The following is a 23658-nucleotide window of genomic DNA, read 5'->3' as shown; positions in this document are numbered from 1 at the left end:
GCGGTGGCTGTCAGGCCGCCTTCAGAAAACCGGGGGAGACCGGGTTCATCGCCTGGTAGGTGGAGACGTAGAGCACCTCGGGGTCCTCTGCGTCGTCGTGACCGGCGGCGCGCACCACGGCGAACTGGAAGCCGCGCACCTGGGACACCCGCGCGGAGTCCCTGATCTGCCGCCGGATGAACTCGGCCAGGACGCGGAAGCCCGGGGAGTCCGTCGGGTCCTCACCCTTGGCGATGCTCTTGATGATGGCCGTGCAGATGTCGAAGACGGCCTTCTCCGACCGGCGGGAGGCGAACCAGAAGGCCTGGCTCATCCTGCGGTGCTCGATCAGGTCGAGCTCCACCCAGTCGGAGGTCCGACGGTTCTCGTCGAGGGTGCGGTACAGGTAGTGGTAGTCGTGCGTCGCCGGGTTCGGTGCGAAGAACTTCCAGTTCGGGATCAGGGAGAACAGGTCCTTCGCCCGCGCGCGTTCGAACGCCGGGTGCGGATGCTGCGCGGCCAGCGTCGTCACGAGCACCGCCGCGCCCGCCAGCCTGGTGACGGCGCCGGGGCCGGTGAAGGCGTCCTTGAGGAGTGCGGTGGGGTTCACGGTGGCTCACTCGCCTTTCCCGGCGGCTTCCCGCTCCGGGGCCGCGGTGGTCTGCGGGGCGGACGGCATGCAGTGCTGCTCCACGAACGTGGCCAGACGGTCAGCGGCGGTCCGCGCGAAGCGGGGGTTGGTCAGGATCGTGTCGTGTCCTGCGCGCTCCACGACGGTGACGTCCCCCGGCCGGCCGGCCGCCTGATGGGCGCGGACGAGGTCGTGGTACATCAGCAGCTGCTCGGGATCCACGTCCACGGTCAGCTGCGCGGCGACCACCAGACCCGGGGCCGGCACCGGCTCCAGCTCCCCTTCGAAGCCGCCGAACTCCTCGCGGACCACGTCCCACTCCCGGGCCGCCGCCGACCACAGCCGTGAGTCGGTGTAGAGGGAGAAGACCTTGTCCCGGTAGGCGTACGGCAGTTCGTCGACCCAGCGCGGACGCGTCATCAGAGCGCCGAAGCCGGCCTTCGTCCACCGCGTCATCTCGTGGGTGGAGTCGGTGAACAGCTCCATGCCCTTGCGCTGCTTGTCCGAACGCACGAGCTGGCCGGGGTGCGAGGGGTCCAGGTAGACGACGCCCGCCACCCGGTCGCCGAGCTGCGCCACGGCACGCCGGTTGAACTCGGCGCCCAGGGAGTGCCCGACGAGCACGACCCTGCGGTCGTCCGGGAGAGCCCGCCGGACGAGATCCACCAGGTCGTCGACGGACTCCTGCAACGTGTACGGGGCGTTGCGCACCCGGCGGCTCGGCCCGTAGCCGGCGCGGGCGTAGCTCACCACCGGCTGTCCGAGATCGAAGGCGAGCCGCTCGATGATCCACGCGAAGTGCTCGGGGGTGGAGGCGAGTCCGTGGTTGAAGACGAGAACCGGGCGGTCGGGGTGGTCCCTGCCGCCGACGTCGTACGTCAGGACGTTGCCGCACCGCGTGGTGACGGTACGCGACTTCGGCCAGCCGGCCACGGCTCGGGCGCGCCGCTGGGTCGCCAGCACGCCTGCGGCGGTGACCCCTCCGGCCAGCAGGACGAGCGCGGTCTTCACCATCCGGTCGTCGCGGCCGGCGACCGCGGGGAGGGTCCGCGGCGCGGTCGTGTAGGCGATCATGGGGTGCATGGCGGGGAACGCGGTCATGAACCGGCCCAGCCCCATGACGAAGGCGTTGGCGACGTGGAATCCGGCCGCCGAGGCGATCATCGGCCGGGTCAGCCGGCCACCGGCCAGGTAGACGACCGGGAAGAGGCACTCCATCGCCAGCACGGAGTGCTGTACGGCCTTGCTGGCCCGTGGGTAACGCTGGGTCAGCCGGTAGGCGGGCTCGAAGCCGTAGGTGCGGGTCCGCATGACGCCGGGCAGGGCGGAGCCGTCCCGCCATTTCGTGCCCGCCATCTTGGCCCAGCCGGACGTCGCGTACGACATGTTGGCCTGCAGGGCCAGGTACCACATGAGGGCGTCCTTGACCTGCGGGCCGGGTGCCAGCCGGGCGAGTCCGTTGACCGCCTGCACCTGGGTGGCGACCTGGTCCGAGCCGTCCGTGCCGTAACGGTGGCGGGCCTGCAGCAGCGTGGTGGTGGCAGCGAGGTAGAGGTTGCCCGCGGCCCGCCACCTGCCGTTCCCGGGCAGCAGCATGGCCGCGCTGCACGCGACGCGCGTGGCGTGCAGGCCCAGGGTCGTCCGTCTGCCACTCACCGCATCGGTGATCTTCTGCACGGCCGGGATCTTGCTTTCCGGCGTTTGCTTCATGATCTCCCAGTCATTGAGACCGCCCGGACCCAGATTCCGGTGCTGATGGAGGTACTCAAGTGAGGAGGAGAGGCTGGAAAGAGCGGCAAGTCGTTCGGAAATTCCGATCGCGCGGTCCCGGGATATCGGGACGGGCGAGAACAGCGCAGAGGCGATCTTCTTTATTCGCGTCATACCCGGCTTTTCCTTTGTGTTGAACCTGCCGCCAGTAGGGTGGGAAGGCTGTCGGGCCGCGATTCCGGCGTGGCCCGACAGCGCTCCGGCGCCTCCCGCTGCGAACCTTCACAAGCCCGCGGTACTGATCAGCAGGTGGTGCTCAGTCGGGGCGTACGGTCAGTCGTTGGCGCCCGCCTCGTACGCCTGGACGGTGACCCACGCGACACCGGCGCCACCGGCGAAGCCGACGCCGAACGCGACCAGGCCCGGGGTGGCCTGAACGGGCATCATCGCGCCGAACTCACCGTGCGCCTCGTCCGTCAGCTCGGCCGGCGTGACGGCGGCGACGCTCTCGATGATCTTGCTCATTCCATCTCCTTCGTGGGGGGTGTGCTGGATCAGCCCTCGTTGCGGCCGGCCACGTAGGCGCCGACCACGGCACCGGCGCCGGCGACGCCACCGGCGATGTACCAGCAGGTCGCGACGGCGGCGGGGGTCGCCAGAACCTGCAGGCCGGAGTCCTCCTGGTAGCCGCCCTCGAGCGGACCGAGGTCCAGCTCGTTCATGAAGGCAGAGATCTTCTGCTCCACTTGCTTGTCTCCTGTCTGCTTTCGTGCTCCTTGTGTGCTGCTGCACCCCGGACCGGAAAGGGCATCCGGGCATGCCCGACGGAAACCGCCGGGCAAGTCTGTGAGGGGCCCGCTCCGCGTCAGCCGTTCACGGGCCAGGAGGTGAGAGAGACGGCCGGCCCGCAGTCGCGGGTGTCAGCGGTGCCGCGGCACACCGTCAACTGCCCTGTCGTCGTGGGCCGGTACGGGTCGAGCCGGACGTTCACCTCCGCCGTCCCCGTACCGCACTGCGTGGCATGTCTGTGATAGGGGCCCGGGACGAAGTCGTACGTCCACCGGACCCAGACCGAGGAGCACGCCGTGCCGGAGTTCCGCAGCTCTCCCCGCACGACGAGCGCGGACCCGAGGCCCGTGCCGCTGGGCTCGGTCCACCGTGTACCGGAAGCGACGGATGCGCCGTGGGTGGCCGACCAGTCGACGGCCGCCGTACCGGGGACGCCGGCCGCCGCGGGGCTCGCCGCGGACACGACCGCGCAGATGGCCGCCGCCGCGCACAGGGCGCGACCGCCGAGCGAATTGATCATCGGTGACCCCCTGGGATTGAAAAGGAGCAATCGGTCTGCCGGCGAAGACCTCTGCGTGAATACGGCGTGAATTCGGCTTCACTCGGCGCTCGAAGTCGCGAGGCAATCCTTCGACAGGAAGAAGTGCGGAGCAAGGCCGGTTCCGCCCAAAGATTTCGCTTACGCAATGATCCGGCCATTCCCGGAATGAGGCGGTGCCAACTATGACGGACAATGAACCCTTGAGCGACTTTGTCTGGGTTTTACTGTCTGTTGCCTCCCACTTGGGACAGCACTGCCGGCCGGAATCAACGGACTCGGGCCGCCTCGCTAACACGGAAGCCCAGTCTGCGCAACGGGGCGAAGCCGTCGTTCCGGGCAGTCTCCTCCGTGTCTCTCGTGGGGGAGCCGGTGGCGGGCAATGGCGCTATCGCGGTCCCGGAATGAGCCGTTCCCGTTGTCGGCCCGACGGAATGGGACGTCAATATTCCGGTTGCCGCGCCGTCACCGTCCCCTACGCTGCCGCCATGCCACCGGCCAGGAAGCGCACCCGCAGCTACGACCCCGCCAGGACCCGAGCCGCCGTCCTGGCCCAGTTCGGGAACGTGCGGACGGCGGTCCGCACCCTCACCCCGGAGCAGCTCGCCCTGTCCACCCGGCTCGGTGACTGGACCGTGCGGGAGCTCGTGGCGCACATCGGGATGGCCCTGACGGCCGTGGACCGGCTGCTCGACGAGCCCGAGCCCCCGCGACAGGACGCACGCCTGTTCGACTGGCTGTCCGCCATCGCCGCCGACGCGGATGCCGTCGCCGGCACCGCGCGCCGGCTCGCCGCGGACCACCCCGACCTGGACGCCCACCTCGCGGACGTCCAGCAGCGCTTCACCGCCCGCCTCGACGCGCACCCCGGCGGCCGGCTGCTCCCCACCAGCGCGGGAGCCCTGCCGCTGGCCGACTACGTCGTCACCCGCACCGTCGAGCTCGTCGTGCACACCGACGACCTGAACGCCGCCGTCCCCGGCCTCGACATCCCGTACGACCGTCAGGCCCTCGCCGCCTGCACCCGGCTGCTGGCCGACGCGCTCGCCGTGAAGGCGCCCGGCGGCTCCACGGAGGTGCGGGTGCCGCCGTACGCGGTCGTGCAGTGCGTGCAGGGGCCGCGGCACACCCGGGGCACCCCGCCGAACGTCGTCGAGACCGACCCGCTCACCTGGATCCGGCTGGCCGGCGGGCGGACGGCCTGGCAGGACGCCGTGGCCGGCGCCACGGTCAGGGCCAGCGGGGAACGGGCGGACCTCGGCCCGTATCTGCCCCTGCTGGGGTGACCCGGGGGCGGAAGGGGAACCGCTCGCTCCCCGCCCCCGTCGAATCGGCATGTACAGGCAGAAGCACAAGCAGCGCATGACCCTGACGGCCGTCGCCGTGCTCGCCGTCCCGCTCGCGGCGGCCTGTGGCAGCGAGAAGGCGGGCACCGGCAGCGGCACCGCCGAGGCGGAGGAGCCGGTCACCGGCATCCGCTGGACGATCGACAGCGTCACCGTCGACGGCACCACCCACCGCGCCCCCGACGGCGCGAACCTCACCCTCGACGAGAACGGCCGGGCCACCGGCAGCTACGGGTGCAACCTCTTCAAGGGCCGCGTCACCTTCGACGGCGACCGCATCCGGCTCGGCGACCGGGAGACCACCCTCAGGGCCTGCTCCGAAAAACTGATGGACCTCGAGACCACCGTGGCCCGCACCCTCGGCGACGGCGCCCTGAGGACCGACGTGAACGACGGCCGCCTCACCCTCACCACCGGGGCCGGCGACACCGTGCGCCTCAGCGAGACCCGGGACAGCCCGCTGTACGGCACCGAATGGACCGTCACCACCCCCGCCGCCGGCCGCCGGGCCCACCTCACCTTCGACAAGAAGGAGGGCACCGTCCACGGCAGCCTCGGCTGCAACCAGGTGAACGCCGGCGCCACCGTGCGCGACGGCCATATCACCCTCGGCGTGCCCGCCCTGACCCGAATGGTGTGCGAAGACTCACTCATGGACACCGAGAAGACCCTGACGAAACTGTTCGACGGCACCGTCGAGTACGGGATCGAAGGCCAGACCCTCACGCTGACCAGCAAGAACGGCACCAGTGTGCGGGCCGTCGCACAGCGCTGATCCACGACAGGGGCCTTATCCCGCATTCGGACCAGTGGTCGATCTCGCCTACACTCGGTGGCGTGCCACGTGGTGACGGACGACTCAACCACGACCTGCTCCCCGGCGAGAAGGGCCCCCAGGACGCTTGCGGCGTCTTCGGTGTCTGGGCTCCGGGCGAAGAGGTCGCCAAGCTCACGTACTTCGGGCTCTACGCCCTCCAGCATCGGGGCCAGGAATCCGCGGGAATCGCGGTCAGCAACGGCTCCCAGATCCTCGTCTTCAAGGACATGGGCCTGGTCTCCCAGGTCTTCGACGAGACCTCTCTCGGTTCGCTCCAGGGTCACATCGCGGTCGGACACGCCCGCTACTCGACCACCGGCGCCTCCGTGTGGGAGAACGCCCAGCCGACGTTCCGCGCCACCGCGCACGGATCCATCGCGCTCGGCCACAACGGCAACCTGGTCAACACGGCGCAGCTCGCCGAGATGGTCGCCGAGCTCCCCAAGGACAACGGCCGCGCGCCCAAGGTGGCGGCCACCAACGACACCGACCTGATCACCGCCCTGCTGGCCGGCCAGCGCGCCGCCGACGGCGAGCCGGTGACCGTGGAGCAGGCCGCGCACGTGGTCCTCCCCAAGGTCAGGGGCGCCTTCAGCCTCGTCTTCATGGACGAGAACACCCTCTACGCGGCCCGTGACCCGCAGGGCATCCGTCCGCTGGTCCTCGGCCGCCTGGAGCGCGGCTGGGTCGTCGCCTCCGAATCCGCCGCCCTCGACATCTGCGGCGCGAGCTTCGTGCGGGAGATCGAGCCGGGCGAGTTCGTCGCCATCGACCAGAACGGTCTGCGCACCACCCGGTTCGCGGAAGCGAAGCCCAAGGGCTGCGTCTTCGAGTACGTGTACCTGGCCCGCCCGGACACCGACATCGCCGGCCGGAACGTGTACCTCTCGCGTGTCGAGATGGGCCGCCGCCTCGCCAAGGAGGCCCCGGCCGAGGCGGACCTGGTCATACCGACCCCGGAATCGGGCACCCCGGCCGCCATCGGCTACGCGGAGGCGTCCGGCATCCCCTTCGGCGCCGGCCTGGTCAAGAACGCGTACGTCGGACGTACGTTCATCCAGCCCTCCCAGACCATCCGCCAGCTCGGCATCCGCCTGAAGCTGAACCCGCTCAAGGAAGTCATCAAGGGCAAGCGCCTGGTCGTGGTCGACGACTCGATCGTCCGCGGCAACACCCAGCGCGCCCTGGTCCGCATGCTCCGCGAGGCGGGCGCCGCCGAGGTCCACATCCGGATCTCCTCGCCGCCGGTGAAGTGGCCCTGCTTCTTCGGCATCGACTTCGCCACCCGCGCCGAGCTCATCGCCAACGGCATGACCATCGACGAGATCGGCACCTCGCTGGGCGCCGACTCCCTGGCGTACATCTCCATCGACGGCATGATCGAGGCGACCACCATCGCCAAGCCGAACCTGTGCCGCGCCTGCTTCGACGGCGAGTACCCGATGGAGCTGCCCGACCCCGAGCTCCTCGGCAAGCAGCTCCTGGAGACCGAGCTGGCCGCCGGCACCGCCGCCCCGGCCGCGGTCGACGCGATCCGCCGCCCGTAAGCCCTGACGGACGACACGAAAGCTCTCACAGTCATGTCCCAGAACACTGGTGCCAGCTACGCAGCGGCGGGCGTCGACATCGAGGCGGGCGACCGCGCCGTCGAGCTGATGAAGGAGTGGGTGAAGAAGACGCAGCGCCCCGAGGTCCTCGGCGGCCTCGGCGGATTCGCCGGCCTCTTCGACGCCTCCGCCCTGAAGAAGTACGAGCGCCCGCTGCTCGCCTCCGCCACGGACGGCGTGGGCACCAAGGTCGACATCGCACGGCAGATGGGCGTGTACGACTCCATCGGCCACGACCTGGTCGCGATGGTCATGGACGACATCGTGGTGTGCGGCGCCGAGCCGCTGTTCATGACGGACTACATCTGCGTCGGCAAGGTCCACCCCGAGCGTGTCGCCGCCATCGTCAAGGGCATCGCCGAGGGCTGTGTGCTGGCCGGCTGCGCCCTGGTCGGCGGCGAGACGGCCGAGCACCCCGGTCTGCTGGGTCCGGACGACTTCGACGTCGCCGGCGCCGGCACGGGCGTCGTGGAGGCCGACCGCCTCCTCGGCCCGGATCGCATCCGTACGGGTGACGCGGTGATCGCCATGGCGTCCTCCGGTCTTCACTCCAACGGCTACTCGCTCGTCCGGCACGTGCTGCTGGAGCGCGCGGGGCTGGCCCTCGACGGCCGGATCGAGGAGCTGGGCCGCACCCTCGGCGAGGAGCTGCTGGAGCCCACCAAGATCTACTCGCTGGACTGCCTGGCGCTGATCCGCACCACCGAGGTGCACGCGTTCAGCCACGTCACCGGCGGCGGCCTCGCGGCCAACCTGGCGCGCGTGATCCCCGACGGGCTGCACGCGGTCGTCGACCGCTCCACCTGGACGCCCGCACCGGTGTTCGACCTGGTCGGCCGGACCGGTTCGGTCGAGCGGCTGGAGCTGGAGAAGACGCTGAACATGGGCGTCGGCATGATCGCGGTCGTGCCGCAGGAGTCCGTCGACGTGGCGCTGGCGACACTGGCCGACCGCGGGGTGGACGCCTGGGTGTCCGGTGAGATCACCGACCGCGGCGAGCACACCACGGGCGCGGCCCTCGTCGGTGACTACGCGAACTGAGCATGCGGGTGCTGCCCGCCCGGTGAGCGGGTGGGCAGCACGCCGGAACGTGGGAGCCGCCCAGCGGTCCCGGGCAGCACTGAACCCGGTAGGTGACCGGGGTCACCTACCGGGTTCACGCTCAGCGCAAGGTCAAGCGCCGCGACGCTGTTGCGAGGACTGGCCGTCCTCGTCTCCCTCGTCGTCCTCGTAGAGGTCGGCGTACCGTGCGTACAGGTCGTCGTCTTGCTCATCGTCCTCGAAACGATCACCGTTCGGTGATTGATTCGACGTCGATGCGCCCAGCTCCTCGGCCAGGCGTGAGAGGTCAGTCCCACCGCTGTTGTACTTCAGCTGGCGGGCGACCTTCGTCTGCTTGGCCTTGGCCCGGCCGCGCCCCATGGCTCGACCCCCTCAACGACGGGGCTCGACGGCCCCAGAGTCTTGACACGCGTTCATGGTCCAGAACGGACTCTCCGCGGAGAGTCCGGTCCGTAGGGCTTCCACGGTACCTGAGCCCGCGCCCATACGGTACGTCGCCCGCATGACGTGCCCGCGCCCGGGACCCTCGAGGCGCCCCGTCCTCGCTGGTCAATCGCGATTTTAGCCACTTATCGGCGGTCGACCCGCCGGGAGAAGTGAGAGTTCTCTCCAAGTGGCCCCCGGCGGGTACCGCTCACACGTGCGAGGGCGGCCCGAGCCGGGCCGCCCTCACCCACCTCAACGCAGCGGGCGTGCCTCCGCCATCCGCTGCTCGGCGATCCGGTCGGCCGCGGCGGCCGGCGGAATACCGTCCTCCTTCGCACGTGCGAAGATGGCGAGCGTGGTGTCGAAGATCTTCGACGCCTTCGCCTTGCACCGGTCGAAGTCGAACCCGTGCAGCTCGTCGGCGACCTGGATGACACCGCCGGCGTTCACCACGTAGTCCGGCGCGTAGAGGATGCCGCGGTCGGCGAGGTCCTTCTCCACACCCGGGTGGGCGAGCTGGTTGTTGGCGGCGCCGCAGACCACCTTGGCGGTCAGCACCGGCACGCTGTCGTCGTTCAGCGCCCCGCCGAGCGCGCACGGGGCGTAGATGTCCAGGCCCTCGGTGCGGATCAGGGCCCCGGTGTCGGCGACGGCCGACACGCCCTCGGGGTGCCGGTCGAGGATCCGCCGCACGGCGTCCTCGCGCACATCGGTGATCACGACCTCGGCACCCTCGGCCCGCAGGTGCTCCACCAGGTGGTGGCCGACCTTGCCGACGCCCGCGACGCCGACCTTGCGGTCGCGCAGCGAGGGGTCGCCCCACAGGTGCTGGGCGGCGGCCCGCATGCCCTGGTAGACACCGAACGAGGTGAGCACCGACGAGTCGCCCGCGCCGCCGTTCTCGGGGGAGCGGCCGGTGGTCCAGCGGCACTCGCGCGCCACGACGTCCATGTCGGCGACATAGGTGCCGACGTCGCAGGCGGTGACGTAGCGGCCGCCGAGCGAGGCGACGAACCGGCCGTAGGCCAGCAGCAGCTCCTCGGTCTTGATCTGCTCCGGGTCGCCGATGATCACGGCCTTGCCGCCGCCGTGGCCGAGACCGGCCATGGCGTTCTTGTACGACATCCCGCGCGCGAGGTTCAGCGCGTCGGCGACGGCCTCCTCCTCGGAGGCGTACGGGTAGAACCGCGTGCCGCCGAGGGCGGGGCCCAGGGCGGTGGAGTGGATGGCGATGACGGCCTTGAGGCCGCTGGCACGGTCCTGACAGAGCACGACTTGCTCGTGGCCCCCCTGCTCCGAGCGGAACAGGGTGTGCAGGACGCCGTCAGATACGTCGGTCACTGTGGTGACTCCTGAGTAAGTAGCGGCGGGTGGGGTGGGCTCCCGTAGAGGTGGCGGGGGCTGTGAGCACGAGATTAGATCCTCACGCGCCCGCCGACGGCACCGTGTTCCAGATCACCTCCGTCCGGAGTACCGCCGTGCGACGATTTGCCTGGGTTTCCCACCCGTCCGAGCGGGGGTCCCGCAGGTTTTCGCGGCGGTCCGCGGGGGATGGAGCAGGCGTGCCCAAGGTGTCCTCGGTGATCGTCCCCTACGCGACCTACCTGCGCGTGTACGAACCGCTGGCCGCCTTCCCGGAACCGGAACGCGGCCACTGGGCCCGCTACGCCCGCCGCCCGGACCGTCCCTCCTACCAGGACGAACTCCGCCGGTCGCTGGCGGACCTGGTGCCCACCCCGCCGGTGCCGGTGCCGGTGCACGAGAGTGACGACGCCTTCGTCCTCGAGGCGGACGGCGTGGTCTGCGTCTGCCCCTGGCGCACCCGGCTGCGCGGTTGGCAGGCCCTGGGCGAGCTCGCCGAGGACTTCCCGCTGCCGGTCCTGGACGCGCTCCTGCCGCCGGTCGTACGGCACCAGGCCACCCAGGACTACGAACGCTGGCTCGCCGGCCACCCCGACGCCCGGCCGTGGATCCGCACCGCGACCTGGCAGGTGCCGATCAACTGGTTCGTGCTGTTCGCGGACGACGAGCGGGAGTACGGCAAGGGCTCCGCCGACGAGGCGCCCGTCCTGCGCTACCGGACCCCGATGGTCCAGGCCCGCCGGCGGGTGGCGCGCGGGCTGCGGGCGCTGCGGGACGCCATGGACGAGAGCCTGCTGATCGACGGCCTCGTGGATGTCGGACGCTGGCTGGAGGAGTTCCACCCGCGCTCACTGGTCGAGCTGGACTACGGCGGACTGGTGCACGCCCTGCCGGCCGGAACGCTGGAGGGCGACCACTCGGCGGCGGACGTGGCCGAGGGGATCGCGGCGCTGCGGCGCGGTGACGGGGAGGGCGCCGGGGAGGCCTACGGGCGCCTCGTGGAGCGCTGGCGGTCGGTGCGCGACCTGCGCTCGGCGAACTGACGTTTGACCAAACGCCCTTCTTGGGGTTTTGTCTTCGCCCTGAGGTGTCTGAGGTTCCGTCAGTGCGGGCCCGAGAACGGACGTAGATGTCGATCCGGGCGTAAGTCCCAAGCGTGTCAAGCGTGACGGACCGCACTTACGCGGCCCTTGCGCCCCTTGCCCACCCTCATGCCAAAATAGGACAAGGAGTCCGGGGAGGACTCCTCCGTCCTGCTGTGCTCGACTATGGGCGGAATCTCAGCATTGCACGCTTTGGGGGGTCTGGTGACTCCTGATCGCTGCTGTGACTGATCGTCACAGCAGCGTGACTGTCCGCTATGGCATGGTCCATCGGCTTCCGCGGCTGATGAACACCTGGGAGGGCAATTCCATCGGTTTGGCCGACGTGGCTGGACAGATGGTGTAGTTGTAGTGCCGAGGACAAGCCGTTCGTCCTATAACCGACTCGACTCGCGTCCGCCATTTCGGGCAACGCGGGTCAAGGTGCAGAATTTAGAGGAAAGAACCGAGAAGGTTCGGTTCTCCCGAGGAGGCCGCTCATGACCGCTCGCACCCCTGATGCCGAGCCGCTGCTGACCCCGGCTGAGGTCGCCACCATGTTCCGCGTCGACCCGAAGACGGTCACGCGCTGGGCGAAGGCAGGCAAGCTCACGTCGATCCGCACGCTCGGCGGGCACCGCCGCTACCGCGAAGCCGAGGTCCGCGCACTGCTCGCGGGCATTCCGCAGCAGCGCAGCGAGGCCTGAACCACTGCATGAACCGGGCAGAACCGGCTGGTCCCCCACTGGCCGAGACGCCCGGGAACACTGGCTCCAAGCGACGCGGGGACTGCCCCAACAGGCCCCTTGCCCAAGCCGATCAGAGCTATCCAGGCAACTGAACAAGGGTGCGTCGTCGATCGCGCTGGACTCCGCCGGGTCCAGCGCGATCTTTTTTGTGCGCCGATGGTGGGCCGGCGGTGCCTGTCTGGGGGCGGGTGTGGGATCGCCTGCGCGCCGGGCGGTGCGGACCTCTCCGAGTGGTGCAATTGCACATATTAAATTGATCTGTTGTAGGAGAGGCGTAAGTACCGCACTTCACAAAACTCATGCGGTGACACCCGTCACATACCAGTTGGCTTGTTGAGCCCGTGGCATATGCGCTAGAGGGAACGGGCGTTGGGGGCGGGGTGTTCCCCGGCGGGTTCCGGCGGGCACGACGGGGAGTCCAGCGCCAGCCGCAGCAGGCGGTGGCAGATCGGGCAGTGGCGCGTCAGATGCCGGTACGACGACGCGGCCGACAGATGCGCACGGAGCAACGCCCGCGTCTCGTGCCTAGCCGATGCCGCCATACGCCACCTCCAGGGGCTCTGCGGAGTCGTGCCCTGCCTCCTGAGGTACCGAGGGGCCGCGGCCCCGTCAAGACGGCGCGAGGGCTGCCACGACGGGCACTGAGGGGCGCACGGCGCCACGGACGCGCAACGGACAGAGCCCGGGTCCGAAGACCCGGGCTCTGCTGTAGGGCTGTCCGTTCGCGGCTCCGCCGCGGGGCGCGGCCTTCGGGGTGCCGGGGGCCCGGGATGTGTGGAAGGCCCGCGGTCCCTTGCTGGTCCGTTCGCGGCTCCGCCGCGGGGCGCGGCCTCTGGGGTGTCGGGTGCCCGGACGTGCGGAAGGCCCGCGGTCCCTTGCGGGTGCGGGCCTTCCATACTTCTTGCGGTCCTGACGGGATTTGAACCCGCGGCCTCCACCTTGACAGGGTGGCGAGCACTCCAAACTGCTCCACAGGACCAGGTTTCGCAGCGTCATTCCTGCGTTGCGCTGCGAGAAGGACTGTACAGGAGGGGGCGCCCGCTGGTCGAACTCACCCTGCGTACCGGTCCGGTCACGGCACCGCCGCGTCGATCGCCTTCACGATCCGCTTGTCCGACACCGGGTACGCCGTGCCGAGCGCGTGGGCGAAGTAGCTGACCCGCAGCTCCTCGATCATCCAGCGGACGTCCAGCACCTCCCGCGGGACCGGCCGCCCCAGCGGCATCTGCTCCAGCAGCCAGGCGTACTCGTCCTGCATCTCGTGGACCTTCGCCATGCGCGTGGAGTCCCGCTGCACGTTCGCCGGCATCTGCTGGAGCCGGCGGTCGGCGGCCACCAGATACCGCATCAGGTCCGGCAGCCGCCGCAGCCCCGCCTCCGTCACGAAGCCCGGCCGCACGAGCCCGTCCAGCTGCCTCCGCACGTCCTGCAGGTTCGGCAGCAGCGCCGGGCTGCGTACGCCCTTCAGGCGGCGCTCACAGGCCTGCCACGCGGCCAGCACCTGCTGCACCTGGCCCACCGCGCGGACCGTCGTGTCGACGATGTCCGCGCGGACCTTGTCGTACAGCTTCCGGAACGACTCCTCGTCCCACACCGGCCCGCCGAAGTCCGCGATCAGCTTGTCCGCCGCGGCCGTCGCGCAGTCGTCGAACAGGGCCTGCACGGATCCGTGCGGATTGGCGGACAGCGCCAGCTTCTGGGCGTTCGTCAGCTTCTCGGAAGCGAACTTCGCGGGATTGACCGGGATGCCCAGCAGGATCAGCCGCCGGGTGCCCTTCCACATCGCCTCCGCCTGCTCGGCCTCCGAGTCGAACAGCCGGACGGAGACCGTGTCGCCGTCGTCCACCAGCGCCGGGTAGGCCTTCACCGGCTGACCGGCGCGCCGGGTCTCGAACACCCGGGTGAGCGAACCGATCGTCCAGTCCGTCAGCCCCTTGCGCTCCAGCGACTCGCCACCCTGGCGCTGCGCGGTCGCGGCGGCCGCCTGGGACAGCGCCTTGCGGGCCTTCGGCCGCAGCCGGAGCTTGAGCGCCTCCAGGTCCTTGTCCTCGGCGAGTGTGCGACGCCGCTCGTCGACGATCCGGAACGTGACCTTCAAGTGGTCGGGAACGCGGGACCAGTCGAAGTCCTCCGCCTCGAACGGCACCCCGACCATCCGCTTCAGCTCACGGGCCATCGTGACGGTCAGCGGCTCCTGCAACGGCACCGCCCGGTCCAGGAACGCCTTCGCGAAGTTCGGCGCCGGCACGTAGTTCCGGCGGATCGGCTTGGGGAGCGAACGGATCAACTCCGTGACGACGTCCTCCCGCAGGCCCGGGATCTGCCAGTCGAAGCCCTCGTCCGTCACCTGGTTCAGTACCTGCAGCGGGACGTGGACCGTCACACCGTCGGCATCCGCACCCGGCTCGAACTGGTACGTCACCCGGAACTTGAGCGGACCCTGCCGCCACACGTCGGGATAGTCGGCCTTGGTGACCGCCTCCGCCGACTCACGGATCAGCATCTCCCGCTCGAAGTCCAGGAAGTCCGGCTGCTCGTGCCGCTTGTGCTTCCACCACGAGTCGAAGTGCGCACCCGACACCACGTGCTCGGGGATCCGCTGCTCGTAGAAGTCGAACAGGGTCTCGTCGTCGACCAGGATGTCCCGGCGCCGCGCCCGGTGCTCCAGCTCCTCGACCTCGGTCAGCAGCCGCCGGTTGTCCGCGTAGAACTTGTGGTGCGTACGCCAGTCGCCCTCGACCAGCGCGTTGCGGATGAACAGCTCCCGGGAGATCTCCGGATCGATCCGCCCGTAGTTCACCTTCCGCTGCGCCACGATCGGTACGCCGTACAGCGTCACCTTCTCGTACGCCATCACGGCCGCCTGGTCCTTCTCCCAGTGCGGTTCGCTGTACGTGCGCTTCAGCAGATGCCCGGCGAGCGGCTCCACCCACTCGGGCTCGATCTTCGCGTTGACCCGCGCCCACAGCCGGGACGTCTCCACCAGCTCGGCCGACATCACGAACCGCGGCGGCTTCTTGAACAGGGCCGACCCCGGGAAGATGGCGAACTTGGCGTTGCGCGCGCCCAGGTACTCGTTGCGCCCGCCGTCCTTGCGGCCGCTGCCCGGACCCGAGTCCTTGGACTCCTTCACGTCCTTCATGCCGATGTGCGAGAGCAGACCGGCCAGCAACGACACATGGATGTGGTCCGCCGGGGCGTCCTCCTCGTTCAGGTGGATGCCCATCTGCCGGGCGACCGTCCGCAGCTGTGTGTAGATGTCCTGCCACTCGCGGATCCGGAGGAAGTTCAGGTACTCCTGCTTGCACATCCGCCGGAACGACGACGAGCCGCGCTCCTTCTGCTGCTCGCGGACGTACCGCCAGAGGTTGAGGAAGGCCAGGAAGTCACTGGACTCGTCCCGGAAGCGGGCGTGCTGCTGGTCGGCCTGCGCCTGCTTGTCCGCCGGCCGCTCCCGCGGATCCTGGATCGACAGCGCCGCCGCGATGACCATGACCTCACGGACACAGCCGTTGCGGTCCGCCTCCAGCACCATGCGCGCCAGGCGGGGGTCCACCGGCAGCTGCGCCAGCTTCCGTCCGGTCTGCGTCAGCCGCTTGCGCGGATCCTTCTGCGCCGCGTCCAGCGCGCCCAGCTCCTGGAGCAGCTGGACACCGTCACGGATGTTGCGGTGGTCCGGCGGGTCGATGAACGGGAACTTCTCGATCTCGCCGAGACCGGCCGCCGTCATCTGCAGGATCACCGAGGCGAGGTTCGTCCGCAGGATCTCCGCGTCCGTGAACTCCGGACGGGACAGGAAGTCGTCCTCGCTGTACAGACGGACGCAGATGCCGTCCGACGTACGGCCGCAGCGGCCCTTGCGCTGGTTGGCGCTCGCCTGCGACACCGGTTCGATCGGGAGCCGCTGCACCTTCGTGCGATGGCTGTAGCGCGAGATACGGGCGAATCCGGGGTCGATGACGTACTTGATGCCCGGCACGGTGAGGGACGTCTCGGCCACGTTCGTCGCCAGAACGATCCTGCGGCCGCTGTGCTGCTGGAACACCCGGTGCTGCTCGGCGTGCGACAGCCGGGCGTACAACGGCAGCACCTCGGTCGACCGGTACCGCTTCCTCGTCAGCGCGTCCGCCGTGTCACGGATCTCCCGCTCACCGGAGAGGAACACCAGGATGTCGCCCGGCCCCTCCGCGATCAGCTCCTCGACGGCGTCGGTGATCGCCGTGATCTGGTCCCGGTCGGCGTCGTCCGAGTCCTCCTCCAGGAGCGGCCGGTACCGCACCTCGACCGGATACGTGCGCCCGCTGACCTCGATGATCGGCGCGTCGTCGAAGTGCCGGGAGAAACGCTCCGGGTCGATGGTCGCCGAGGTGATGACAACCTTGAGATCCGGACGTTTCGGCAGCAGCTGTGCGAGATAGCCGAGCAGGAAGTCGATGTTGAGTGACCGCTCGTGCGCCTCGTCGATGATGATCGTGTCGTAGGCGCGCAGCTCACGGTCGGTCTGGATCTCCGCGAGGAGGATGCCGTCGGTCATCAGCTTGATGAACGTGGCGTCCGGATTCACCTGGTCGGTGAAGCGGACCTTCCAGCCCACGGCCTCCCCGAGCGGGGTCTGAAGCTCCTCGGCGATCCGCTCGGCCACCGTACGGGCGGCGATACGCCGGGGCTGGGTGTGGCCGATCATGCCTCGGACGCCCCGGCCCAGCTCCATACAGATCTTCGGGATCTGCGTGGTCTTGCCGGACCCCGTCTCACCGGCGACGATCACGACCTGGTGATCACGGATCGCCTCGGCGATCGTGTCCTTCTTCTGGCTGACGGGCAACTGCTCCGGGTACCGCACCCGCGGCACCCGGGCCCGCCGCCCGGTCATCCGCTCCTCGGCCCCGGCGACCTCCGTCTCGATCTCGGCGAGCACGGCGGCGCGAGCCTCCGGCTTACGGATCTTGCGCGCACCCTCGAGCCTCCGCCCGAGCCGGTGCGCGTCGCGCAGCGACAGTTCGGTGAGACGGGAGGCGAGGGAGCCGAGGGCGGGGGCAGAGTGCGTAGACATACGGACTCCAGGATCTCATCCCGCGAAAATTCGCGGCCAATGATTTTGCCGGGGCGCACAACAAGGCCCCGATCGATGATCGGGGCCTTTGCTGTGGCTGGGGCCGGGGTCGAACCGGCGACCTATCGCTTTTCAGGCGATCGCTCGTACCAACTGAGCTACCCAGCCGCGGTGTTTCACGTGAAACACCAGCGGTCCTGACGGGATTTGAACCCGCGGCCTCCACCTTGACAGGGTGGCGAGCACTCCAAACTGCTCCACAGGACCAAGCGTGTCGTACGACAGTGTCGCACAGGGTGGTGCGTGCCCCCAACGGGATTCGAACCCGTGCTACCGCCTTGAAAGGGCGGCGTCCTAGGCCGCTAGACGATGAGGGCTATCGGCCCGCCTGGGCGCTTCTCAGCGCGTCGGGGACGTGAGAAGCATATGGGATGGCGGGAGGGTTCGCCAAAACGGTTTACGGCGTGGGGGCCGAAGGGGTCCCGGAGGAGGGGGACGACGGGGTCGTGGAGGAGGTGCCGGACGGGGACGGCGAGGTGGTCGCGCCCGGCTGGTTCTCCTCGGGGAGGTGCCGGCTGACCTCTGCCGTCGTCAGGCCGAGACCGCCCAGCTCGATCGAGTCCCAGGCCTGGAGGCGGCGGGAGTCGCGGTCGAAGTAGAGGATCGACGTCTCGATGGGGTCGGGGTACTTGCCCTCGATGGCCCGCAGGCCGCTGCCGCCGGTGGAGCCCTCGACGCGGAGCCGGGTGCCGTACTCCATGACCTCGGTCTGCTCGCGGTGGATGTGCCCGGCCAGGACCAGCGGAACGGTGCCGTCGACCTCGCGGGCGGCGGACGGCTCGTGGACGAGCGCGACGTCCACGGGCGTGCCGGCGGTGCGCTGGTCCCGCAGGGCGGAGGCGAGGCGGGCACCCGCCAGTTCCTGGGACTGCTCGGCCCCGGCCTTCTTCGAGCGGTCGGGGGTGAACTGCGGGTCGCCGATGCCCGCGAAGCGCAGTCCGGCGACGCTTTTCGCCCTGCCGTCGTCGAGGACGTGGACGTTCTTCATCCGTTCGAGATAGCGCTGGGTGACGAGCGAGTCGTGGTTGCCGCGGACCCATACGTAGGGGGCGCCGAGGTCCTCGACGGGGTCCAGGAAGCCGTTCTCGGCGGCGGTGCCGTGGTCCATCGTGTCGCCGGTGTCGACGATCACGTCCACCCGGTACTGCTCCACCAGCGAGGCGACGATCTTCCAGCTGGCGGGGTTGAGGTGGATGTCGGAGACGTGCAGGACGCGGATGGTGCTCGGGTCGGGCCGGTAGGCCGGGAGGGTGGAGGTGGCGTCGTAGAGCTTGGTCACGTTGGTGACGAGGCGGGCCAACTCCTGCTGGTAGACGTCGAACTCGGTGACGATGCTGCGGGCGTCGCCGACGAGGGAGGGGGCGGAGGAGAGCAGGCCGGAGAACTTCGGCTCCAGGACGGAGTCGGGGTTCCAGGTGGCGAACGCGGAGCCGCCGGACGCGGCCAGGAGGGTGAGGGCGAGGCCGCCGGCCGCGAGAGCGCGGCGGGGGCGGCGGTAGATGACCAGGCCGAGCGCCGTGGCGCCGGTGACGACGGCCACGCAGGAGCGGACGGCGAGGTCGGCGGTCCCGTGGGCGACGTCCTGGGCGACCTCGTCCTGGAGGCCGGAGAGACGCTCGGGGTGGTCGACGAGGGCCTGCGAGCGTTCGGGGTCGAGCTGGTCGACGTTGACGTCGAGGCGCACGGGGGCGGTGTGGCTGTCGAGCTGGAGGGCGCCCAGCGGCGAGACGTTGATCTTGGTGCCGCCGGTGAAGGAGGGCCGCAGGGCCATCGTGGTGTTCATGGGGCCCACGGGGACCCGCACGTTGCCGACGACGAGCAGGCCGAGCCAGGCGCCGAGGACGACCACGGCGGTCAGCCCGAGGGCGCGGGTCCAGGGGTGCGGCCGGGGGGCGAGCGCGACCGTCGTGGGCGCGGGCCGGCGGGAGCGGGAGCGGCGGGTGAGGGCCCGCGGGACCCGTCGGATGCGGTGGACGGCGTTCGTGACGGGGGAGGGGACGCGGGCCATTGATCCCGTATGCCCACGCCACGGTCCGGTTATGCGGGTGTCCCGGGCATCTCGTACGGACGGCTCGTGCCCGACAATGGCTCTGTGCTGGAGATGACGCGCGAGATGTTCGAGGAGCTGGTCTCCGAGGCGCTGGACCGGATTCCGCCGGAGCTGACGCGGCTGATGGACAACGTCGCGGTGTTCGTCGAGGACGAGCCGCCGGCGGACGATCCGGAGCTGCTCGGGCTGTACGAGGGGACTCCGCTGACGGAGCGGGGCGAGTGGTACGCCGGGGTGCTGCCGGACCGGATCACCATCTACCGGGGGCCGACGCTGCGGATGTGCGAGTCCCGGGAGGACGTGGTCGCCGAGACGGAGATCACGGTGGTGCACGAGATCGCGCACCACTTCGGCATCGACGACGCCCGGCTGCACGCGCTCGGCTACGGATGAGCCGTACGCGTGTCTTCTTGCGGGTGGCGGGAGTTGGGGTTGTTGACCCTGTACTCCAACCGGAGGTGGCCCCGTGCACCGCTTGTACGTACCCGCCCGCCTGGCCGCCGCGGTCGTGGCAGTCGCCGCTGCCGCCGGTTGCGTGAGCGTCGGTGAGGACGGCACCGGCCGGGGTGCCGGGCCGTCGCACTCAGCGCGGCGGTCGGGCGGTGAGGCCCCGGACGGGGGCGCGGCGGTGTCGGGCGGCGGAGCGGGGTACGGCGCCGCGGCGGCCGACGGCGAGTACGGCGACGGCCCGAAGGGCAAGGGGCGCAAGGGCAAGGGGAAGAAGGACGGGGCGGGGAAGCCCGCGTCCGCCGAGACGGCGCCGTCCCCGGGAGCGAGCGGGTCCGCGCCGGCCGGCGGCGGCCCCGGCGGGCACCCGGGGACGACCCCGGACGACGGGCCGGTCCCGCCGGAGCCCTCGTGGACGCCGGTCCCGGAGCCCACACCGACGCCGCCCGAGCCGTCGGTCACACCCGAGCCGACACAGGCGGAGCCGTCCTCGTCGGCGCACCCGCCGCCGGGGCCGCAACTGGCGCAGCGGGAGCCGGCGCCGGAAGCGGGGGCGCCGGTGTAGGGCCCTCTCCAGCACCTCCGTGCCCGCCGGACCCCCTGTTCACCTGCCGGTTTGCTTTCAGGGTGCCGGGGTGCGTATGGTGGCAGATCGTTTGATCCTATTTGCCCGGCGCCACTGCAGAGCGCGCCGTGTGGCGCGTACTCTCCTTTGCCGTGGTGGACCGCATCGAGGCGGTCGTAATTGCGAATCGCGAATCACGGAGTTGACGGGCGCGTGCCGAAGAGACTCCGGAAGGTTTCGCATTCGTATGCCCATCGCCAGTACTGATCACGTCGTCGTGCCCGAGAACACCGAGGACACCGACATCACCCCCGGGACGACCCCCGAGCCCGAGACGACCCCCGAGGTCACCTTCGCCGGCCTCGGCCTGCCCGAGGGCGTCGTGCGCAAGCTCGCGCAGAACGGCGTGACCACCCCCTTCCCGATCCAGGCCGCGACCATCCCGGACGCCCTGGCCGGCAAGGACATCCTCGGCCGTGGCCGCACCGGCTCCGGCAAGACCCTCTCCTTCGGCCTGCCGACCCTGGCCACGCTGGCCGGCGGACGCACCGAGAAGCACAAGCCGCGCGCCGTCATCCTGACGCCGACGCGCGAGCTCGCCATGCAGGTCGCCGACGCCCTCCAGCCCTACGGGGACGTCCTCGGCCTGAAGATGAAGGTCGTCTGCGGCGGCACCTCGATGGGCAACCAGATCTACGCCCTCGAGCGCGGCGTCGACGTCCTGGTCGCCACCCCGGGCCGGCTCCGCGACATCATCAACCGCGGCGCCTGCTCCCTGGAGAACGTGCAGATCACCGTTCTCGACGAGGCCGACCAGATGTCCGACCTGGGCTTCCTGCCCGAGGTCACCGAACTCCTCGACCAGGTCCCGGCCGGCGGCCAGCGGATGCTGTTCTCCGCGACCATGGAGAACGAGATCAAGACCCTCGTCGACCGCTACCTCAACGACCCGGCGACCCATGAGGTCGACGCGGCGCAGGGCGCGGTGACGACCATGTCGCACCACATCCTCGTGGTGAAGCCCAAGGACAAGGCGCCGGTCACCGCGGCCATCGCCTCCCGCAAGGGCCGCACCATCATCTTCGTCCGCACCCAGCTGGGCGCCGACCGTGTCGCCGAGCAGCTGCGCCACGCCGGGGTGAAGGCGGACGCGCTGCACGGCGGCATGACCCAGGGCGCGCGGACGCGGACGCTCGCGGACTTCAAGGACGGCTACGTCAACGTCCTGGTCGCCACGGACGTCGCGGCACGCGGTATCCACGTCGACGGCATCGACCTCGTCCTGAACGTGGACCCGGCCGGCGACCACAAGGACTACCTGCACCGCGCGGGCCGCACGGCGCGCGCCGGCCGCACCGGCACCGTCGTCTCCCTGTCCCTGCCGCACCAGCGGCGTCAGATCTTCCGGCTGATGGAGGACGCGGGCGTCGACGCCACGCGCCACATCATCCAGGGCGGCGCGGCCTTCGACCCCGAGGTCGCCGAGATCACCGGTGCCCGGTCGATGACCGAGGTGCAGGCCGAGTCGGCCGGCAACGCGGCGCAGCAGGCCGAGCGCGAGGTCGCCCAGCTCACCAAGGAGCTGGAGCGGGCGCAGCGCCGCGCCTCGGAGCTGCGTGACGAGGCCGACCGGCTGCTGGCCCGGGTCGCGCGGGAGCGGGGCGAGGACCCCGGGACCGTGGTGGCCGAGGCGGCCGCCGTGGCGCCGGGCGAGGTGTCGGCCGAGGCCGAGGTGTCGCTGCCGGAACAGCCGACCGTGCGGGACGTCGAGCGGGCCGAGCGCGTGGAGCGTACGGAGGCCCCGGCGCCGTACGAGCGGCGTGAGCGCCGTGACGACCGTGGCGGGCGTTCGTTCGAGCGCCGTGACGACCGCGGTGACCGCGGCGGGCGTTCCTTCGAGCGCCGTGACGACCGGGGCGGCTTCAACCGCGACCGGGACCGCGACCGCGGAGGCTTCCGCCGCGACGACCGTGACGACCGCGGTGGCTTCCGCCGTGACGACCGCGGTGACCGTGGCGGGCGTCCCTTCGAGCGTCGTGACGACCGCGGTGACCGTGGCGGGCGTTCGTTCGAGCGTCGTGACGACCGCGGTGACCGCGGAGGCTTCCGCCGCGACGACCGTGACGACCGCGGTGGCTTCCGCCGTGACGACCGCGGTGACCGTGGCGGGCGTCCCTTCGAGCGTCGTGACGACCGCGGTGACCGTGGCGGGCGTCCCTTCGAGCGTCGTGACGACCGGGGCGGCTTCAACCGCGACCGGGACCGTGACCGTGACCGCGGCGGCTTCCGCCGTGACGACCGGGGCGGCCACCGCGGCAGCGACCGGCCGTTCAACCGCGACCGCCAGGGCGACCGTCCGGGCTTCCGCACCGGCGGCCACGACCGCCCGTACGGCCGTCGTGACGACCACCGCGGCGGCGGCTCCTTCGGCCGCCGCGAGGACAAGCCGCGCTGGAAGCGCAACGGCTGACGCCCTCTCACCGAGCTGACCGGAAGGGCCCGCACGACACTCGTCGCGCGGGCCCTTCCGCGTTCGCCGCGGGACACGTCCGGACCCGCCTCCCCGATACCCGATCGGAGACTCGGCCACGTCCGGCTATGCTCGGGGAGGCAACATCGCCAGGGGCCCTTAGCTCAATTGGCAGAGCAGTGGACTTTTAATCCATTGGTTGTGGGTTCGAGTCCCACAGGGCCTACTCCTCGCAGGGCAGGGGCGTTGCCTCTGACCTGCGACACGGCGCCCGGGGCGGCTTCGCGCGGCCCGGGCGCCGCGTCGTGTCGGGGGCGTCCCGGGCGGCGCGTGCCGGGCGCCGGTCCGGGTCGAGGAGCTGGACGGCGATCCCGGAGAGAACCAGACCCGCCGCGATGAGCAGTCCGTCGGGGACGATCACGCCCGCGACCAGCATCGTCACCCCGATGACGAGCGCCCACCAGGCGCCCGCGCGCCGGTACCCGCGCGGCCGGGCCGGCTGTCCGGCGGACGGCGGGCGGGCGCGACGGGGATCCTCGTGCTCGAGTGGCGCCGCCGGGCCGACCAGGCGGTCGTCGTTGGACTGGGGCACGGCTCCTCCTTCCCAGGGGTGGCCGCGCGGCGACCTGCCGACGGCCGTCGCTCCGGAACGCCGGGGCGGGTGAAGGGGGTCCGTCGGCCTGCTGCGAACTCGGGCCGGTACGAGGGAGTTTGCCCGTGTGCCGACGTCGTCACCCCTTCGGTACGGAGCCTCCAGCGTCTCCCGTCACCACCGGCCGGGGCCATCCGTCGCGCTCCCCATCCCCATGGGGGTCCGGTATGCACGCGGACCGCCCGCCGGTCGGTGTCCGGCCCGGGAAATGGGGGCTGTCACCGATGGCGCGGGCCCGCTCGGGGCACAGGATGGGGCGACAG

Annotated in this window: 20 protein-coding genes and 5 tRNA genes; 10 read left to right on the top strand and 15 right to left on the bottom strand. The window is 70.6% G+C overall.

Annotated elements, in window-relative coordinates; genetic code table 11:
- Positions 1-10 precede the first annotated feature (10 nt).
- The 5 genes from F1615_RS05775 to F1615_RS05755 all read right to left on the bottom strand — a co-directional run bounded on the left by F1615_RS05775 (position 11) and on the right by F1615_RS05755 (position 3629).
- Entirely contained in the window at positions 11-589 is a 579-nt protein-coding gene (locus tag F1615_RS05775; protein ID WP_149547800.1) for a hypothetical protein, read from the bottom strand.
- Between the two features lie 6 nt (positions 590-595).
- Positions 596-2320 carry an alpha/beta fold hydrolase gene (locus F1615_RS05770; RefSeq protein ID WP_149547799.1) on the bottom strand — a complete coding sequence of 575 codons (1725 nt, stop codon included), beginning with the start codon at positions 2318-2320 and terminating at the stop codon, positions 596-598.
- 333 nt (positions 2321-2653) lie between these two features.
- Positions 2654-2845 (bottom strand): hypothetical protein, encoded by a 192-nt coding sequence (locus F1615_RS05765; protein ID WP_149547798.1) that lies wholly within the window; start codon positions 2843-2845, stop codon positions 2654-2656.
- A 29-nt stretch (positions 2846-2874) separates the two neighbouring features.
- A complete protein-coding gene (locus F1615_RS05760) occupies positions 2875-3066 on the bottom strand; it encodes a hypothetical protein (protein WP_149547797.1) in 192 nt (63 codons plus the stop codon).
- Between the two features lie 119 nt (positions 3067-3185).
- Positions 3186-3629 (bottom strand): hypothetical protein, encoded by a 444-nt coding sequence (locus tag F1615_RS05755; protein ID WP_149547796.1) that lies wholly within the window; start codon positions 3627-3629, stop codon positions 3186-3188.
- 506 nt (positions 3630-4135) lie between these two features.
- On the opposite strand from F1615_RS05755, the gene F1615_RS05750 reads away from it, so the two are divergent.
- The 4 genes from F1615_RS05750 to purM all read left to right on the top strand — a co-directional run bounded on the left by F1615_RS05750 (position 4136) and on the right by purM (position 8458).
- Positions 4136-4933 carry a maleylpyruvate isomerase family mycothiol-dependent enzyme gene (locus tag F1615_RS05750; RefSeq protein ID WP_149547795.1) on the top strand — a complete coding sequence of 266 codons (798 nt, stop codon included), beginning with the start codon at positions 4136-4138 and terminating at the stop codon, positions 4931-4933.
- Between the two features lie 49 nt (positions 4934-4982).
- Positions 4983-5768, top strand: a complete 786-nt coding sequence (locus tag F1615_RS05745) for an META domain-containing protein (RefSeq protein WP_149547794.1) — start codon at positions 4983-4985, stop codon at positions 5766-5768.
- A gap of 62 nt (positions 5769-5830) precedes the next feature.
- The gene (gene purF, locus F1615_RS05740) at positions 5831-7357 is read left to right on the top strand and encodes an amidophosphoribosyltransferase (protein WP_149547793.1); all 1527 of its coding nucleotides are present in this window, start codon (positions 5831-5833) and stop codon (positions 7355-7357) included.
- A gap of 33 nt (positions 7358-7390) precedes the next feature.
- A complete protein-coding gene (gene purM / locus F1615_RS05735) occupies positions 7391-8458 on the top strand; it encodes a phosphoribosylformylglycinamidine cyclo-ligase (RefSeq protein WP_149547792.1) in 1068 nt (355 codons plus the stop codon).
- A gap of 132 nt (positions 8459-8590) precedes the next feature.
- Here the strand turns inward: purM and F1615_RS05730 are convergent, their stop codons facing one another.
- Together F1615_RS05730 and F1615_RS05725 are read right to left on the bottom strand one after the other, a co-directional pair.
- Positions 8591-8839 (bottom strand): DUF3073 domain-containing protein, encoded by a 249-nt coding sequence (locus F1615_RS05730; RefSeq protein ID WP_149547791.1) that lies wholly within the window; start codon positions 8837-8839, stop codon positions 8591-8593.
- Positions 8840-9157: 318 nt separating this feature from the next.
- Positions 9158-10246 (bottom strand): Leu/Phe/Val dehydrogenase, encoded by a 1089-nt coding sequence (locus F1615_RS05725; protein WP_149547790.1) that lies wholly within the window; start codon positions 10244-10246, stop codon positions 9158-9160.
- A 221-nt stretch (positions 10247-10467) separates the two neighbouring features.
- Here F1615_RS05725 and F1615_RS05720 point away from each other — a divergent pair, with 221 nt between their 5' ends.
- A complete protein-coding gene (locus tag F1615_RS05720; RefSeq protein WP_149547789.1) occupies positions 10468-11310 on the top strand; it encodes a hypothetical protein in 843 nt (280 codons plus the stop codon).
- A gap of 539 nt (positions 11311-11849) precedes the next feature.
- On the top strand, positions 11850-12056 hold the full coding sequence (bldC, locus tag F1615_RS05715; RefSeq protein ID WP_003949541.1) for a developmental transcriptional regulator BldC: 207 nt from the start codon (positions 11850-11852) through the stop codon (positions 12054-12056).
- A gap of 395 nt (positions 12057-12451) precedes the next feature.
- Here the strand turns inward: bldC and F1615_RS05710 are convergent, their stop codons facing one another.
- The 7 genes from F1615_RS05710 to F1615_RS05680 form a co-directional block, all read right to left on the bottom strand.
- The gene (locus F1615_RS05710) at positions 12452-12640 is read right to left on the bottom strand and encodes a DUF6274 family protein (RefSeq protein WP_149547788.1); all 189 of its coding nucleotides are present in this window, start codon (positions 12638-12640) and stop codon (positions 12452-12454) included.
- 362 nt (positions 12641-13002) lie between these two features.
- A tRNA-Asp gene (locus F1615_RS05705) sits at positions 13003-13077 on the bottom strand.
- Positions 13078-13170: 93 nt separating this feature from the next.
- Complete coding sequence (gene hrpA / locus F1615_RS05700; RefSeq protein WP_149547787.1) at positions 13171-17151, bottom strand: ATP-dependent RNA helicase HrpA; 3981 nt, start codon at positions 17149-17151, stop codon at positions 13171-13173.
- 94 nt (positions 17152-17245) lie between these two features.
- Positions 17246-17319, bottom strand: a tRNA-Phe gene (locus F1615_RS05695).
- 24 nt (positions 17320-17343) lie between these two features.
- A tRNA-Asp gene (locus F1615_RS05690) sits at positions 17344-17418 on the bottom strand.
- 37 nt (positions 17419-17455) lie between these two features.
- A tRNA-Glu gene (locus F1615_RS05685) sits at positions 17456-17528 on the bottom strand.
- Between the two features lie 80 nt (positions 17529-17608).
- Positions 17609-19219 (bottom strand): metallophosphoesterase family protein, encoded by a 1611-nt coding sequence (locus F1615_RS05680; protein ID WP_149547786.1) that lies wholly within the window; start codon positions 19217-19219, stop codon positions 17609-17611.
- Positions 19220-19303: 84 nt separating this feature from the next.
- Here F1615_RS05680 and F1615_RS05675 point away from each other — a divergent pair, with 84 nt between their 5' ends.
- The 4 genes from F1615_RS05675 to F1615_RS05660 all read left to right on the top strand — a co-directional run bounded on the left by F1615_RS05675 (position 19304) and on the right by F1615_RS05660 (position 22969).
- On the top strand, positions 19304-19654 hold the full coding sequence (locus F1615_RS05675; protein ID WP_037940201.1) for a metallopeptidase family protein: 351 nt from the start codon (positions 19304-19306) through the stop codon (positions 19652-19654).
- 73 nt (positions 19655-19727) lie between these two features.
- Complete coding sequence (locus F1615_RS05670) at positions 19728-20273, top strand: hypothetical protein (protein ID WP_149547785.1); 546 nt, start codon at positions 19728-19730, stop codon at positions 20271-20273.
- A 247-nt stretch (positions 20274-20520) separates the two neighbouring features.
- Positions 20521-22743: a DEAD/DEAH box helicase gene (locus F1615_RS05665; protein WP_149547784.1), complete on the top strand. Its 2223-nt coding sequence runs from the start codon at positions 20521-20523 to the stop codon at positions 22741-22743.
- A 153-nt stretch (positions 22744-22896) separates the two neighbouring features.
- Positions 22897-22969 (top strand) — tRNA-Lys (locus tag F1615_RS05660).
- Here F1615_RS05660 and F1615_RS05655 read toward each other — a convergent pair.
- On the bottom strand, positions 22967-23335 hold the full coding sequence (locus F1615_RS05655) for a DUF3040 domain-containing protein (RefSeq protein ID WP_149547783.1): 369 nt from the start codon (positions 23333-23335) through the stop codon (positions 22967-22969). The genes F1615_RS05660 and F1615_RS05655 overlap by 3 nt on opposite strands.
- Between the last annotated feature and the right edge of the window lie 323 nt (positions 23336-23658).

Origin of the sequence: Streptomyces marokkonensis (assembly GCF_008312835.1) — a bacterium.
Taxonomy (GTDB): Bacteria; Actinomycetota; Actinomycetes; order Streptomycetales; family Streptomycetaceae; genus Streptomyces; species Streptomyces marokkonensis_A.
Note: the sequence above shows the minus strand (reverse complement) of the source record. Positions and strands in the feature narration are given on the sequence as shown.